Raw genomic sequence first — 1,177 nt, forward strand, 5'->3', positions numbered from 1 at the left:
GCCGTTATCGGCTTATCCACCTCAAATTCCCGGGCAATGTCCCAAAGGTAGCCCGTCAGTTCCCGGGCCACCGCGGTGACAACCTTGTTGTATTCCTTGCCTCGTGCTTTCAGGGCATGGAAGCGGCGGCATAATCGCTGCTGTACCTCCCAGGCACGTGTTTGCAGCCGGATTGAGTGCCCTTGTTGCCGACTCTCCAGCTCCCGAGAGACTTTGGCTGGAAAACGATAGGCCCAGGCAGACTCTATTAAAATGCGTCGTACATGGCCATTGCCGCATTTGGTGATCCCGCCGCGTCGCTCCCGCTGTCCGCTTGAGCGCTCACTGGGTGTCAGGCCAACAAAGTTCATCAAGGAACGCGGTGAGTCAAAGCGTCGTAAGTCGCCCAGCTCGGCCATAATGGTCATAGCCGACAAGAAACGGATCCCCCGCAGCACGGTAAGGCGCTGCACCAGCGGATACCAACGCCAGCTTTCTGCCAGACTCTGCAGCTCCAGTTCCAGCCGTTGCAGACGTTCGTGACGCTCGGTGACTATGTTGACGTAATGCTGGAAGGTGAGCTTAGTGGCACTTTCCTGGAAGCTAATGTCGGCCAGATGGCGCCGATATGCCTCGGTCCAGTTTTGTCGGCCACTGCAGGGGTGACCATGGCGCAGCAGGAAGGATTTCAGCCGCTGCCGAGCCTGACGCAAATCGAGCATGGCGTCTTCCCGACAGCGGATAAGATCGCGAATGGCCTCGTCCCGTTCGTCCGGAACATAGATGGGCTTAAGATCACCACTGCGTGCCAACCTGGCCAACGCCATGGCATCACGCTTATCGGTTTTCACCCTGTCGCCTGGGGCTTTGGGGATGAGTGCCGGAGCGATCACCCAGCAGTCAATGCCACGGCGCAGCAAGTGACGATAGAGCCAGAAACCACAAGGACCGGCCTCGTAGACAACGCACAACTTGCAGGCCTTGGAAGATTGATTTTTAATGAGTTTATCGAAAGAACGCAGGTTGGTTGGTAAGGTGCCATAGTATTGCACCGCGTCGGTTAATTTATCTGAAACCAAGGCCACATCTGTGGTCTCCTTGTGCACGTCCAAACCGATAAAAAGTGTGTTAGCTTTAGACATGTCGGCCTCCTGTGAATGTTTGATGTTCAACAAACAGTGTGGCTCTGGTTTTGCTA

Annotated in this window: 1 protein-coding gene; it reads right to left on the bottom strand. The window is 55.6% G+C overall.

What is annotated here, in order from left to right:
- Nucleotides 1-1,121: IS110 family transposase (locus LZP73_RS19165; protein WP_234236511.1), on the bottom strand; the 1,121-nt coding region annotated here is incomplete at its 3' end.
- Between the last annotated feature and the right edge of the window lie 56 nt (nt 1,122-1,177).

This window comes from Shewanella sp. AS16 (genome assembly GCF_021412365.1).
GTDB classification, from domain to species: domain Bacteria; phylum Pseudomonadota; class Gammaproteobacteria; order Enterobacterales; family Shewanellaceae; genus Shewanella; species Shewanella salipaludis.